We start from the raw sequence: 13,091 nt of genomic DNA on the forward strand, positions 1-13,091 counted from the left end.
CGCGGCGCCTGCCTTGCGCCGCGCGCCCGTGCTACGGCTCCTTTCTTCATTCCGCGCGCAATACGATCGTCCCGAGCGGGGGCAAGGTCAGCGCGGCGGAATGCGGCCTGCCGTGACTGGATACATGGTCGGTATGAATCAGCCCGCCATTACCCATGTTCGAGCCGCCATATACGCCCGCATCGGTATTCAGCACTTCTGCCCAGCGTCCGCCGCGCGGCAGCCCGAGCCGGTAGCCGAGGCGCGGCACCGGCGTCAGGTTGCTGACCACGACGAACTCCTGGCCCGCACCGTCGGTGCGCCGAAAGGCGAACACGCTGTTGCCGCTGTCGTCGCCGATCAACCATTCGAAGCCGCCCGGTTCGCTGTCGAGCAGATGCAGCCCGGGCTCGTTGCGGTACAGATGATTCAGATCGCGCACCAGCAACTGCACGCCGTGATGGTTCGGATCGTCGAGCAGATGCCAGTGCGGCGAACCGTCGTGGTCGAACTCCGCCATCTGGCCGAATTCGCCGCCCATGAACAGCAGCTTCTTGCCCGGGTGGGTCCACATGAAACCGAAGTACGCGCGCAGATTGGCGAAGCGCTGCCAGCGGTCGCCCGGCATCTTGCCGAGCAGGGAGCCCTTGCCGTGCACCACCTCGTCGTGCGACAGCGGCAGCACGAAGCGCTCGGAATACGCGTACACCATGCCGAACGTCATGTTGTGGTGATGGTATTGGCGGTACACCGGGTCTTCGTGCATGTAGTGCAGCGTGTCGTGCATCCAGCCCATGTTCCACTTGAAGTCGAAACCGAGGCCACCGTCCGCGAGGGGTGCGGTCACGCCCGGCCAGGCGGTCGATTCCTCGGCGACCGTGATCGCACCGGGCGCGCCCGGCACGTAGCGGACTTCGTGATTCAGGCGCTTCAGGAACGCGATCGATTCGAGATTCTCGCGGCCGCCGTAGATGTTCGGCACCCACTCGCCCGCCGCGCGCGAGTAGTCGCGATACAGCATCGACGCGACCGCGTCCACGCGCAAGCCGTCGACGTGATAGCGCTTCAACCAGGCGAGCCCCGACGCGATCAGGAACGCGCTGACCTCGTGGCGGCCGAGGTTGTAGATCATCGTGTTCCAGTCCTGGTGATAGCCTTCGCGCGGATCGGCATGCTCGTAGAGCGGCGTGCCATCGAAATCGATCAGGCCGTGCGCGTCGTTCGGGAAATGCGCGGGTACCCAGTCGAGAATCACGCCGAGCCCGGCCTCGTGCGCGCGATCGACGAAACGCGCGAACTGCTCGGGCTTGCCGAAGCGCGCGGACGGCGCGAACTGGCCGAGCGGCTGATAGCCCCACGAGCCGCCGAACGGATGCTCGGCGATCGGCAGAAACTCGATGTGCGTGAAGCCCATGCTCTTCGCGTAGGGAATCAGCCGCTCGGCGAGTTCTTCCCAGACGAGACCACGTTGACCTTGTTCGGCGACGCGGAGCCACGACTCCGCGTGCACTTCGTAGATCGTGATCGGGGTGCGCGCGGTCTGCTTGCCGGCGCGCGACTCGAGCCACGCGTGATCGGTCCACGGAAACTGCTCGATCTCGTCGACATGCGCGACGATCGATGCGGTGCCAGGCGGCTTTTCCGTCTGCATCGCGCACGGGTCGGCCTTCAGTGGCAGTGGATGGCCGTCGCGCGACAGCAGCTCGTACTTGTAGCGCGTGCCCGCGCCGACGCGCGGCACGAACAGCTCCCACACGCCCGCCTGGTGACGCAGCCGCATCGGATGACGGCGGCCGTCCCACGCGTTGAAGTCGCCCACCACCGAGACGCGCCGCGCATTCGGCGCCCACACGGCAAAGCGCACGCCCGGCACACCGTCGATCTCGACCGGCCGCGCGCCGAGACATTCGAGTACCGCGTACGGATCGCCGCGCGCGAGACGTTCGAGCGGTTCGTCGCCGAGCACGGGACCAAATGAATAGGTATCCTCCACTTCCTGCACGACGCCGTGCCAGTCGATGCGCAAGCGGTACGGCATCGCCGACGTGATACGACCCGCGAACAGGCCGGGGCGCAACTGTTCGAGCTCGCCGAGCGTCGCGCCGTCGGCGCGCGAAATCACGGTGACGTGCGAAGCATTCGGCAACAGCGCACGCACGATCGGCCCGGCATCGGTCTGGTGTAGTCCGAGCTGCGAAAACGGGTCGGGGTGACGCGCTTCGGCGAGTGCGTCGATATCGACGGGTTGAAGGCCTGCGGCCGGATCATGCTCACTCATAGTCGCCCTCGGCCGGGTTAGGCGGCGTGGCGGCGCCAGGCGCCTGGGTTGTCGAATCGCCGTGCGGCGGCGGGGTGCCGGTGTCACCGAGCAGACGGCTCGTGAGCGCCGCGAGGCCGCGCACCGGCAAGCCGAGCCAGGTCGGCCGGTTGGCCGCTTCATAGCGAATCTCGTAAGCGGCCTTCTCGATCAGGAACAGATCGAGCAGCGCTTCTTCGGATTCGGGCGCGACGAGCGGCGTCGGCGACTGCGCGGCGGCCGCGCGATATTCGGCGAGGAACGCGCTGGTCGCCTGCGCGCGGAAGCGCTCGAACAGCGCGCGCTTGCGATCGGCGGTCTGTTGCGGCGCGCTTTCGGTGGTCGACACCGCGGCCGCGCTTGCATACGACAGCGAACGCATCAGACCCGCGACGTCGCGCAATGGGCTCGATTTCTGCCGGCGCTCTTCGAGCGAGCGGGCAGGCTCGCCTTCGAAGTCGATCAGATACGCGTCGCCCTGCGCGACCAGCACCTGGCCGAGATGGAAGTCGCCGTGGATCCGGATGCGCAACGCGTCTGCGTTCTCAGGCACTAGCCTGGCGACTGCCTCGACGAGCGCGGCGCGGCGATCGATCAGACTTTGCGCGAGCCCCTTCGTATCCGGGTCGCTCATGTCCGCGATGCGCGGCGCGAGCAGGTCGAGCGCGCTGGCGAGCATCTTCTGCGTCGAGTCGACCCACGCCTTCACCTGCCCGGCGGTGGCCGGTTCCGGCGCGAACGCGGGGTCGTCGCTCGGCGTGGCGAGCGCGACGTGCAGCTCGCCGAGCCGCTTGCCGATGATGCCCGCGAGTTCACCGTAGCCGTCCAGCAGTATCGATTCGTTCGTGCGGTCGGGGACCGTTTGCGTTTCGGTGTCGACCGCGATCGCGAGTTCGTCGACCGAGCGGCGCAGATAATCGAGCGACCAGTTCCACGCGTCGCCCTGATTGTCGATAAAGCCTTGCAGGATCGCGAGCGTATGCGGCACGCCCTCGGGATCGACGCGCACCACTTCGCCATACAACGGCGCGGTGTTCGCATAGCCGAGCTGGGTCAGATAGCGGCTGATTTCCGCTTCCGGATGGATGCCGCTGACGAGCCGCCGCACGAGCTTCAGCACCGCGGCGTCGGCGACGATCAGCGAGCTGTTGCTCTGCTCGGCCGCGAGCCAGCGGATCTCGGGCCGGTCGCCGAGCCCGTCGAGTTCCGAGAAGCGCTCGGTCGGCAGGAACTTGATCTCGCTCTTCTGCACGGTCGGCACGACCGCATGCTCGCGCATCTTGCGCAGCACGTTGTGCGCGAAGATCGGCAGCGCGAAGGCATCGGTCAGATGGCCGACGTTGCGGCCACGCCGCACGCGCGCGAGCGCGAGCTGCATGAACAGCGGCGTGGTGGTTTCGCCGCCCCACGTGATCGCGATCGGCACTACGTAGCGCTCGGTGTGGTCGCCGACGTCCGCTTCGATTTCAGTGAACGCGAAGCCGCCGTTCGGAATCGTGGTCAGCGCAGCGAGCCGCACCGCGTGCATCTTCTGATCCTTCGACGCGAACCAGCGGCGCCGGCTCAGCCACGACGGCAGCACCTCGGATTCGAGCAGCCGCACGTTCTCCGGCGTCGGCCCGGCCTGCCCTTCGCGGATCACGATCGTGACGAACTCCGGCAGCGGCACCGAATGCGCCTGCGCCCACGTCGGACGCCCGCCGCCTTCGCACAGCATGAACCACAGGAAGCCATACGGCGGGAACGTCAGCAGGTAGGTCAGCTGGCCGATCGCGGGGAACACCGAGTCGGCGGTCATCTCGATCGGCGTGAAGCCGTTGAATTCCGACAGGTCGAGTTCGACCGCCTGCGGTGCGCGCGACAGATTCGCGACGCACAGGATCGGCGACTCGCCGGGCATCTCGCGCAGATACGCGAGGATCTTGCGGTTCTCCGGCTTCAGAAAGCGGATCGTGCCGCGTCCGAAGGTCTGCTTCGAGCGCCGCGTCGCGAGCATGCGACGCGTCCAGTTCAGCAGCGAATGCGGGTCGCGGCTCTGCGCTTCGACGTTGACCGCGTCGAAGCCGTACAGCGAACCCATCACGGGCGGCAGCACCAGTTGCTCGGGGTCGGCGCGCGAGAAACCGCCGTTGCGATCGGATGACCACTGCATCGGCGTGCGCACACCGTCGCGATCGCCGAGGTGGATGTTGTCGCCCATGCCGAGTTCGTCGCCGTAGTAGATGACCGGCGTGCCGGGCATCGACAGCAGCAGCGAGTTGATCAGCTCGATGCGGCGGCGGTCGCGCTCCATCAGCGGCGCGAGACGGCGGCGAATGCCGAGATTCAGACGGGCGCGGCGATCGCTCGCATAGGTGTTCCACAGATAGTCGCGCTCGGAGTCGGTGACCATTTCGAGCGTCAGCTCGTCGTGGTTGCGCAGGAAAATCGCCCACTGGTTCGATTCGGCGAGATCCGGCGTCTGCTTCATGATGTCGGTGATCGGAAAGCGGTCCTCGCTCGCGATCGACATGTAGATGCGCGGCATCAGCGGGAAGTGGAACGCCATATGGCATTCGTCTTCGTTGCCGAAGTACTCCTTCACGTCCTCTGGCCACTGGTTCGCCTCGGCGAGCAGCATCCGGTTCGGGTACTCGGCGTCGATGGTCGCGCGAATCCGCTTCAGGACTTCGTGCGTCTCCGGCAGATTCTCGTTGTTGGTGCCTTCACGTTCGACGAGGTACGGCACCGCGTCGAGCCGCAGCCCGTCGATGCCCATGTCGAGCCAGAAGCGCATGACCTGCAGCACCTCTTTCATCACCGCCGGATTGTCGAAGTTCAGATCGGGCTGGTGCGAGTAGAAGCGGTGCCAGTAGTACGCACCCGCGACCGGATCGTGGGTCCAGTTCGACGGTTCCGAGTCGATGAAGATGATGCGCGTCTCCTGATACTTCTGATCGGTATCGGACCACACGTAGTAGTTGCGATAGTTCGAGCCGGGCTTCGCGCGCCGCGCGCGCTGGAACCACGGATGCTGATCCGACGTGTGGTTGATGACGAGCTCGGTGATCACGCGGATGCCGCGCGCGTGCGCTTCCTGGATGAAGCGCTTCACGTCGGCGAGCTGGCCGTAGTCGGGATGCACGTTGCGGTAATCGGCGATGTCGTAGCCGTCGTCGCGGCGCGGCGACGGATAGAACGGCAGCAGCCAGATCGCGTTGATGCCGAGCTCGGCGATGTAGTCGAGCTTGGCCATCAGGCCCGGGAAATCGCCGACGCCGTCGTTATTCGCATCGAAGAACGACTTGATGTGGACCTGGTAGATGATCGCGTCCTTGTACCACAGCGGATCGTCGCTGAGCGCCGCGGGCTTGCCGCGCCGGCGCGTGCGTGCCTTGGCCGCGGTGCCGACGGCGAGAGCCGTGTGCGCCTCGTGCGAGGTTTGGGCGGGATCGTCGCGCTTCATGTTCCACCTTCCATCCAGGTTGGGTTGACAGCGTCCGCGTGAGGCGCGCTATCGGGATCGTGGTCGGTGTCCACCGGTCGATCGGCGGGCAGGCCGCCTAGCGGCGCGATGCGCCAGATCGAGAACGGTTGGCCCGAGCCGAGTCGCACATGCTGCCAGCGGCCGTTCCATTCGAAGCGCGCGCCGGTCATCTGGTCGATCACTTCCAGCGTGGCGTGATCGTGCAGATGCCAGCGCTGGTAGGTGTCCCACGACAACTCGATGTCCGCACCCTGTTCGTTGAACGGATCGAGATTGATCGCGACGACGATGACGTTGTCACGTGCCTCGGTCGCCTTCTCGAAGAACAGGATGTGGTCATTGTGCGCGGTGAGGAACGTGAGGCCGAGATGCGTCTGCAGCGCCGGATTCGCGCGGCGAATGCGGTTCAACGCGGTGATCTCGCCGACGATATTGCCGGGCCGGTGCCAATCCCACGCACGCAACTGGTATTTTTCGGAGTCCAGATACTCTTCGCTGTTCGGCAACGCGGTGGCCTCGCATAGTTCGAAGCCGCTGTAGACGCCCCACAGGCCCGCCAGCGTCGCGGCGAGCGCCGCGCGAATCAGAAAGCCCGTGCGTCCCTGCGATTGCAGATGGCGCGGGTTGATGTCCGGCGTATTGACGAAGAAGTTCGGCCGGTAGAAGTCGCGTGCGCCGGTCTGCGTGAGCTCGCTCAGATACTCGGTGAAATCGCGCTTCGACTCGCGCCACGTGAAGTACGTGTAGGACTGCGAGAAGCCGATCTTGCCGAGCCGGTTCATCATGCGCGGCCGCGTGAACGCTTCCGCGAGGAACATGGCGTCGGGATGGCGCGCGCGCACGTCGGCGATCATCCATTCCCAGAACGGCAGCGGTTTCGTGTGCGGATTGTCGACGCGGAAGATGCGCACGCCCGCGTCGATCCAGAACAGGATCACGTCGCGCAGCGCGAGCCACAGATCGGGCTTCGCGTCGTGCGCATAGAAGTCGGGATTGACGATGTCCTGATACTTCTTCGGCGGATTCTCCGCGTAGCGCAGCGTGCCGTCGGGGCGCCACGCGAACCATGTCGGATGCTGCTTCAGCCATGGGTGATCGGGTGAGCACTGGATCGCGAAGTCGAGCGCGATTTCGAGGCCGTGCGCATGCGCGGCGGCGAGCATCGCCTTGAAGTCGTCGAGCGTGCCGAGCTGCGGATGCACGGCCGTGTGGCCGCCCTCGGCCCCGCCGATCGCATACGGACTGCCGACGTCGCCCGGCTGCGCGGTCAGCGTGTTGTTGCGGCCCTTGCGGTTGGCGACGCCGATCGGATGGATCGGCGGGAAGTACAGCACGTCGAAGCCCATGTCGCGAATGCGCGGCAGCTTCGCGGTCACGTCCGCGAACGTGCCGTGGCGCGATTCGTCGTCGCTCATCGAGCGGGGGAAGATCTCGTACCAGCTCGCGAAATAGGCGGCCGTGCGTTCCGCGTCGATCTTGTAGATGATCGGGGCGCGGCTCAGGAACGGGCGATGGCGCGCAGCGGTCATCGCTTCTGCCGTGGTGGGCGCCAGAATCAGCGCGAGCTTCTGTTCCGCGTCGGCCTTCTGGAAGTCGCGCACGATGTGTTCGAGCGGCTCCTTCTGAGCGTCCTCGGTCGTCTCGACTTCGGCGAGCACGAGCGCAAACAGATGCGCGGCTTCGTCGAGTTCGATCTCGACGGTCTGGTTCGCCTTCAGCTTCTTCTGGATGTGCTCGACGAGCGAGGCAAAATCGTCGCGCCATGCGATCACGGTGAACTCGTAGCGGCCGATCCTCTCGAGCGGAATGCGCGCGCTCCACAAGTCGAGCCCGGCCGGCGGCGCGGGCGACATCAGCATCTCGTGCCACGCGGTTTCGTCGGCGGCGCGCCACAGCACGGCGGCCGCAATCTTGTCGTGACCTTCGGCGAAGATCGCCGCGCGAACTTCCGCGCGCTCGCCGACGCTGCGTTTCGCCGCGAAGCGGCCGTTCTCGACCGACGGCGACACACTTTCGATCGCGACGCGCGGCGCTTCGATCGCATCGAGCACGGTCTTGCGGCCGCTGCGCTTGCTGTTCGCCTTGTCGATCGGCGGTGCGAGGTAGATCGGCTTATCGGCGAACGCGCGCAGCAGCCGCACCGAGCCGGGCCCCAGTGCGAACGGCGCGAGCGCCGCGGGTTCGGCCTGGCCGCGTGCGTCGAGCGGTGCGAAACGCGTAAAGCTGCCCGGCACGCCCGCCAGGAAACGCGCGGGATCGACCCGCACCGGCGCGCCGAGATCGGGATTCACGACGATCAGGACGGCTTCCGACGCGCCGCGCAGATCGGCCGCGTCGGCGCGCAGCAGGACCGCGGCCGGTGCGCCGGGCCCGCTCAAGGGACGCAATTCACCGTTCGCGTGCAGCGTCGGCGTGTTGCGCGCGAAGTCGTTGGCCTGCGTGACGGCGGCGCTCAGATCGAAGCGGCGCGACTGCGCGGCGCGCGCGAACTGCGCGGCGTCGCCGCGCGTTTGCGACATCGGTTCGGCGATGCCGTATTCGAAGCCCATCGGCATCATCCAGCCGCTGCCCAGCGCGACCGACGTGAATAGCGCGCGCCGATACGCACGCTCGACGATCGCCGCATCATGCACGTCAGTCAGTTCGGCAGCGAGGCGCGTGCCGTACGGCGCTTCGGGAAACGCGATCGGGCCGCCGATGCGCGCGATCGCCGCATGCTCCTCGGCCATCCAGCTCGAACGAAAATCCCACCAGCGCACCGACGAAAACGCGCTGTCGAATCCACCCGCTTCGAGACCAGGCAGATCGCCGCGCGACAAGCCTGGCGTTGCCGCGAGAAAGCGCACGTGCGGATGCTTCGCGCGCACTTCATCGCCGAGGTGCCGCCAGACGGCGGCCGGCACGCGATGCGGCGAATCGAAACGGAAGCCGCCGACGCCCGCCTCGGCGAGCGCGAGCAATTGTTGCGTCCACCAGACCGTCAGCGAGGCGCTCGTCGCGGGGTCGTCGAAATTCGCGTAGACGACGTTGTCTTCGCGATGCACGTGACGCGGATCGAGCCGCGCGAGTTCGGACTCGCGCGAGTGAAACCAGTCCGAATGTTCGGCGTACAGCACGCCGTCGGCGGCCATGCGGTCGATCACGAGATCGACCAGCAACGTCAGGTGATTGCGGCGCGCGGCGTCGGCGAGCGTGCGCACGGCGTCATGCGCCGAATCCTGTGCCTCGAACACCGGGTGCAACCGCGCATGATTGCCGACCACCTGGCCGTGTCCGGCCTGGCCAGGCTCGAACAGCCCGCCGATCAACGCATGATCGAAGCCGAGCCCGGCTGCGTGAGCGAACTGGGCGGACCAGGCATCGAGCGGTCCGACGAGAAGAGAATGAAAAAAGTAGATCCGCGGCGCGTACCCGTTTGGAGGTTCCATCGGTCGTTTCCAGAGTTGTCCTGCTGCGGTGTGGATGCAGTTGGCTTGCGATCACAGCGCTCATTGGGCTTCCCGAGCCGGATACCACCCGATGCGTCAGCGGGGGCGCGTACTGGTCAATGTAGTCCAAAGATCGTCCCGCCGCTTGCCAGTCGCGGGTGCTTTGACGCCAGACGCCGCTCGAACGAGGCTGGTCATCACACGTCGCGGAAACCAGCAAGCCCTGTGCCAATAGGAACGGCGGCCAGCCGGCGCGTGGGCGGAGAAACGGTGAGGTTACGGGGAGACGGCGGGCGCCGAAGGTGCGCCCGCGCACGGAGCGCTCGAATTTGAGCGGGCATGGTGGCGCACGCCACGGCTGGCGCGGCATGTAAAACGGGGCGGCGAGCGGCCGCTTTTACACGGCCGCAGCGACAGGGCGCTCGGCGCCGCTCGCGCCGGTGCGCGAAGTTTGGGTCACGCTCACGTGGCGACTGTGTGGCACGCGTGTGGCGTTCGCGTGAAGTTCATCCGAATGCCACGCACGGGCAGGGTCACGAACCCAGCAGCCCCGCCGCGATGTTCACGCACAAGCCGAGCACCGCGACGTTGAAATAGAACGACAGGATCGATTGCGCGAGCGTCGCGCGACGAATCTCGCGCGAGCGCAGCACGACGTCGGAAGTTTGCGACGCGACCGCGATCGTGAACGAGTAGTACATGAAGTCCCAGTAGTTCGGCAGCAAATGGTGATCGGGAAACTTCAGCGCGGTTTCTTGCGCGTCGGTGTCGTAGTAGAGGCGCGCGTAGTGCAGTGTGAAGATCGTCGGAATCAGGAACCATGCGCCGATCAGCGTCAGACCGGTGAGCAGGTAGTGCCATGCGGTCGTCGCGCCGCCCGTGCCCTTCGCCGACGCGAGCTCGAGCACGATCGCCGCGATGCTCGCGACCGTCGCGAGACAGATCACGAACAGCACGACGCCGGCATTTTCGTCGTCGCGCATCGCGTATTCGCGCACGCGATGTTCGTCGGCCAGGGCCATGTGCACCCAGATCATCAGCAGGTAGCTCCAGATGGCCGCGTCCCAGCCGATCAGCGTGCGGGCCATCGTACTCGTATGAACGGGCACGAGGAACGCGACGACGATGCCGATCACGAGGCCGATCACCGTGCGGGGCCGATTGCGAAGAACCTGCGGATAGTAGTTGATTGACATGGCACTCGATGAACGACGAAGGTGTGTGGTGGCCGGTGTCGCGAATTCTACGCGTGCCACGCGGACCGATTGTCGAATGATGGGTCACAAGCTATAGTCTTTCGCAGCGGCCTTGCGCGCCGCTTTCAACTGAAAGGCGATTGGCAGAAAGCGGCGGCAAACTTCAATGAGGGCGCCGCGCCGGCGGCGCAACGCGCGTCGTTCCATCGCTGTCATTGCGACCCTGCACGCCATAGCACACTTGCGATGCGCGTGAATCTCGCGCACGGATACGAGACCGCTGAAGCGGCGTTAGACCAGGTTTGGGGAAGAACAGACGAAGCGGCACGCGAACGGCATCATGCCTTCGCCGCACCGCTCGCCGAGAACGACTCACCATCTGGAGCCCCCATGACAGATGTTCCTGAGGATACCGATGCGCGTCCCCACGCGTCGCATCGGCAAGGAGCGAAGTCCTATCGCAGTGCCACGCGTTTCACCGGCTTGTCCACCTCGTTTTCCGTTTCACGCAGGGCCTGGGTACTCGGCTCGTGCGCCGCGGCCGCGGCGCTCGCGTTCGCCGGCGCGAGCCGGTCGCTGCCGTGGATCGCACCCGCTTTCGCCGATACGCCGCCAGCCGGCGGCGGTGTCGATGCCTTCCTCGCGCTGTCGCAACGCCTGACCGGTCGCAGCGGTTTCGATACCGTGCTCGGCCAGCGCGTCTACGACGCGCTGTCGCGGTCCGATAAGCAGTTCACGCAGAACGTCGCCGCGTTGAACACGTGGCTGCAAGGCCACGGCGGCGTGCCCTCCGATACGGTCACGCAGGCACTGCAGACCGACCAGCCCACGCTCGCGAAAACCGTCGGCGCGATCATGCGCGCGTGGTATCTGGGGCTCGTCGGCGACCTGCCGCACGTCGAAGTGGTCGCGTATGAAAAGGCGCTGATGTTCGACCCCGTGAAAGACGTGCTTACGATTCCCTCCTATTGCCGCGACGTGCCGTTCTACTGGACGCAGAAGCCGATGCCCGCTTGAGCCGCGTGAGTCACGCCAGCATCACGGCGCACACCCGGCGTCGCACGAACAAAGCCCGCAGCAGAAAGGGCACCCAAGAGAGAAACGATGGCAAACACAAATTCCGCCGATATCGTCGTGGTCGGCTCGGGCGTCGCCGGCAGTCTGGTCGCGCATCAGCTGGCGCTGGCCGGGGCGTCCGTGATCCTGCTCGAAGCGGGTCCGCGCATTCCGCGCTGGCAGATCGTCGAGAACTTTCGCAACTCGCCGGTCAAGGCCGACTTCGCGACGCCTTATCCGTCGACCCCTTACGCGCCGCATCCCGAGTACGCGCCCGCGAACAACTACCTGATCCAGAAAGGCGATTATCCGTACAACTCACAATATGTGCGGCTCGTCGGCGGCACCACGTGGCACTGGGCCGCGGCCGCGTGGCGGCTGCTGCCGTCGGACTTCCAGCTGCACAAGCTGTATGGCGTCGGGCGCGACTGGCCGTACCCGTATGAAACGCTCGAGCCGTGGTACGTGGCGGCCGAGGTGCAGCTCGGCGTGTCCGGTCCGGATAGCTCGATCGATCTCGGTTCGCCCCGCTCGAAGCCCTATCCGATGCAGCAATTGCCGCTGTCGTATATGGATCAGCGTTTCAGCGAGGTGCTCAACGCCCAGGGCTTCAAGGTCGTGCCCGAACCGGTCGCGCGCAACAGCCGGCCGTACGACGCGCGGCCGACCTGCTGCGGCAACAACAACTGCATGCCGATCTGTCCGATCGCCGCGATGTACAACGGCGTGATCCACGCGGAGAAGGCCGAGCAGGCCGGCGCGAAACTGATTCCCGAAGCGGTCGTGTATCGCGTCGAAGCGGACGACAAAGGGCTCATCACCGCGGTCCACTACAAGGACCCGAACGGCAATAGCACGCGCGTCAGCGGCAAGCTGTTCGTGCTCGCGGCGAACGGCATCGAAACGCCGAAGCTGATGCTGATGTCGACCTCCGATAAATTCCCGCACGGCGTCGGCAACAGCTCCGATCAGGTGGGCCGCAACCTGATGGATCACCCCGGCACCGGCGTCCAGTTCCTCGCCAACGAACCGCTATGGCCCGGGCGCGGCCCGATGGAGATGACCTCGATCGTCAACTTCCGCGACGGTGCGTTCCGCTCCGATTACGCGTCGAAGAAGCTGCATCTGTCGAACGGTGTGCCGACGATGAGCGTGACCGCCGACCTGCTGAAAAAAGGCCTGACCGGCGCCGAATTCGACCGGCAGATTCGCGACCGCGCCGCGCGCACGCTGAACATCAACAGCTTTCACGAGCATTTGCCGGAGCCGCAGAACCGCATCGTGCCGTCGGCCGATCACAAGGACGCGCTCGGCATTCCGCAGCCCGAGATCTACTACTCGATCAACGACTACGTGAAGAAGAGCGCCGCCGATACGCACGAACAGTACGCAAAGATCGCGGCGCTGTTCGGCGGCACCGAGGTCTCGTTCGACGATAACTTCGCGCCCAACAATCACATCATGGGCACGACGATCATGGGCAGCGATGCGGCGAGTTCGGTCGTCGACGCGGACTGCCGCACGCACGATCATGCGAACCTGTTCATCGCGAGCAGCGGCGTGATGCCCACCGCCGCGTCGGTGAACTGCACGCTGACGATCGCCGCCTTGTCGCTAAAGCTGGCCGACAAGCTGAAGCGCGAAATCTGAGCGCTGACCGGAGAGCCACA

Annotated in this window: 6 protein-coding genes; 2 read left to right on the forward strand and 4 right to left on the reverse strand. The window is 65.8% G+C overall.

Annotated elements, in window-relative coordinates; all coding sequences use genetic code 11:
• Positions 1-46: 46 nt before the first annotated feature.
• The 4 genes from glgB to CI15_RS12685 all read right to left on the reverse strand — a co-directional run bounded on the left by glgB (position 47) and on the right by CI15_RS12685 (position 10,365).
• Complete coding sequence (gene glgB, locus CI15_RS12670; protein WP_062128243.1) at positions 47-2,257, reverse strand: 1,4-alpha-glucan branching protein GlgB; 2,211 nt, start codon at positions 2,255-2,257, stop codon at positions 47-49.
• Positions 2,250-5,720 carry a maltose alpha-D-glucosyltransferase gene (treS, locus tag CI15_RS12675; RefSeq protein WP_062128245.1) on the reverse strand — a complete coding sequence of 1,157 codons (3,471 nt, stop codon included), beginning with the start codon at positions 5,718-5,720 and terminating at the stop codon, positions 2,250-2,252. The genes glgB and treS overlap by 8 nt, the downstream gene beginning before the upstream one ends.
• Entirely contained in the window at positions 5,717-9,169 is a 3,453-nt protein-coding gene (locus CI15_RS12680) for an alpha-1,4-glucan--maltose-1-phosphate maltosyltransferase (protein ID WP_063910535.1), read from the reverse strand. Before CI15_RS12680 ends, treS begins: the two co-directional genes overlap by 4 nt.
• Before the next feature lie 533 nt (positions 9,170-9,702).
• Positions 9,703-10,365, reverse strand: a complete 663-nt coding sequence (locus tag CI15_RS12685; RefSeq protein WP_062128247.1) for a DUF1345 domain-containing protein — start codon at positions 10,363-10,365, stop codon at positions 9,703-9,705.
• Between the two features lie 390 nt (positions 10,366-10,755).
• Here CI15_RS12685 and CI15_RS12690 point away from each other — a divergent pair, with 390 nt between their 5' ends.
• Together CI15_RS12690 and CI15_RS12695 are read left to right on the forward strand one after the other, a co-directional pair.
• Positions 10,756-11,382 carry a sugar dehydrogenase complex small subunit gene (locus CI15_RS12690; protein WP_062128249.1) on the forward strand — a complete coding sequence of 209 codons (627 nt, stop codon included), beginning with the start codon at positions 10,756-10,758 and terminating at the stop codon, positions 11,380-11,382.
• An 87-nt stretch (positions 11,383-11,469) separates the two neighbouring features.
• On the forward strand, positions 11,470-13,071 hold the full coding sequence (locus tag CI15_RS12695; protein WP_062128251.1) for a GMC family oxidoreductase: 1,602 nt from the start codon (positions 11,470-11,472) through the stop codon (positions 13,069-13,071).
• Positions 13,072-13,091 lie beyond the last annotated feature (20 nt).

The organism is Paraburkholderia monticola (assembly GCF_001580545.1).
Taxonomy (GTDB): domain Bacteria; phylum Pseudomonadota; class Gammaproteobacteria; order Burkholderiales; family Burkholderiaceae; genus Paraburkholderia; species Paraburkholderia monticola.

Coding starts and splice junctions, on each gene's coding strand:
- CI15_RS12695 (WP_062128251.1), top strand. CDS start 11,470: ATGGCAAACACAAATTCCGCCGATATCGTCGTGGTCGGCTCGGGCGTC.
- CI15_RS12680 (WP_063910535.1), bottom strand. CDS start 9,169: ATGGAACCTCCAAACGGGTACGCGCCGCGGATCTACTTTTTTCATTCT.
- CI15_RS12690 (WP_062128249.1), top strand. CDS start 10,756: ATGACAGATGTTCCTGAGGATACCGATGCGCGTCCCCACGCGTCGCAT.
- treS (WP_062128245.1), bottom strand. CDS start 5,720: ATGAAGCGCGACGATCCCGCCCAAACCTCGCACGAGGCGCACACGGCT.
- glgB (WP_062128243.1), bottom strand. CDS start 2,257: ATGAGTGAGCATGATCCGGCCGCAGGCCTTCAACCCGTCGATATCGAC.
- CI15_RS12685 (WP_062128247.1), bottom strand. CDS start 10,365: ATGTCAATCAACTACTATCCGCAGGTTCTTCGCAATCGGCCCCGCACG.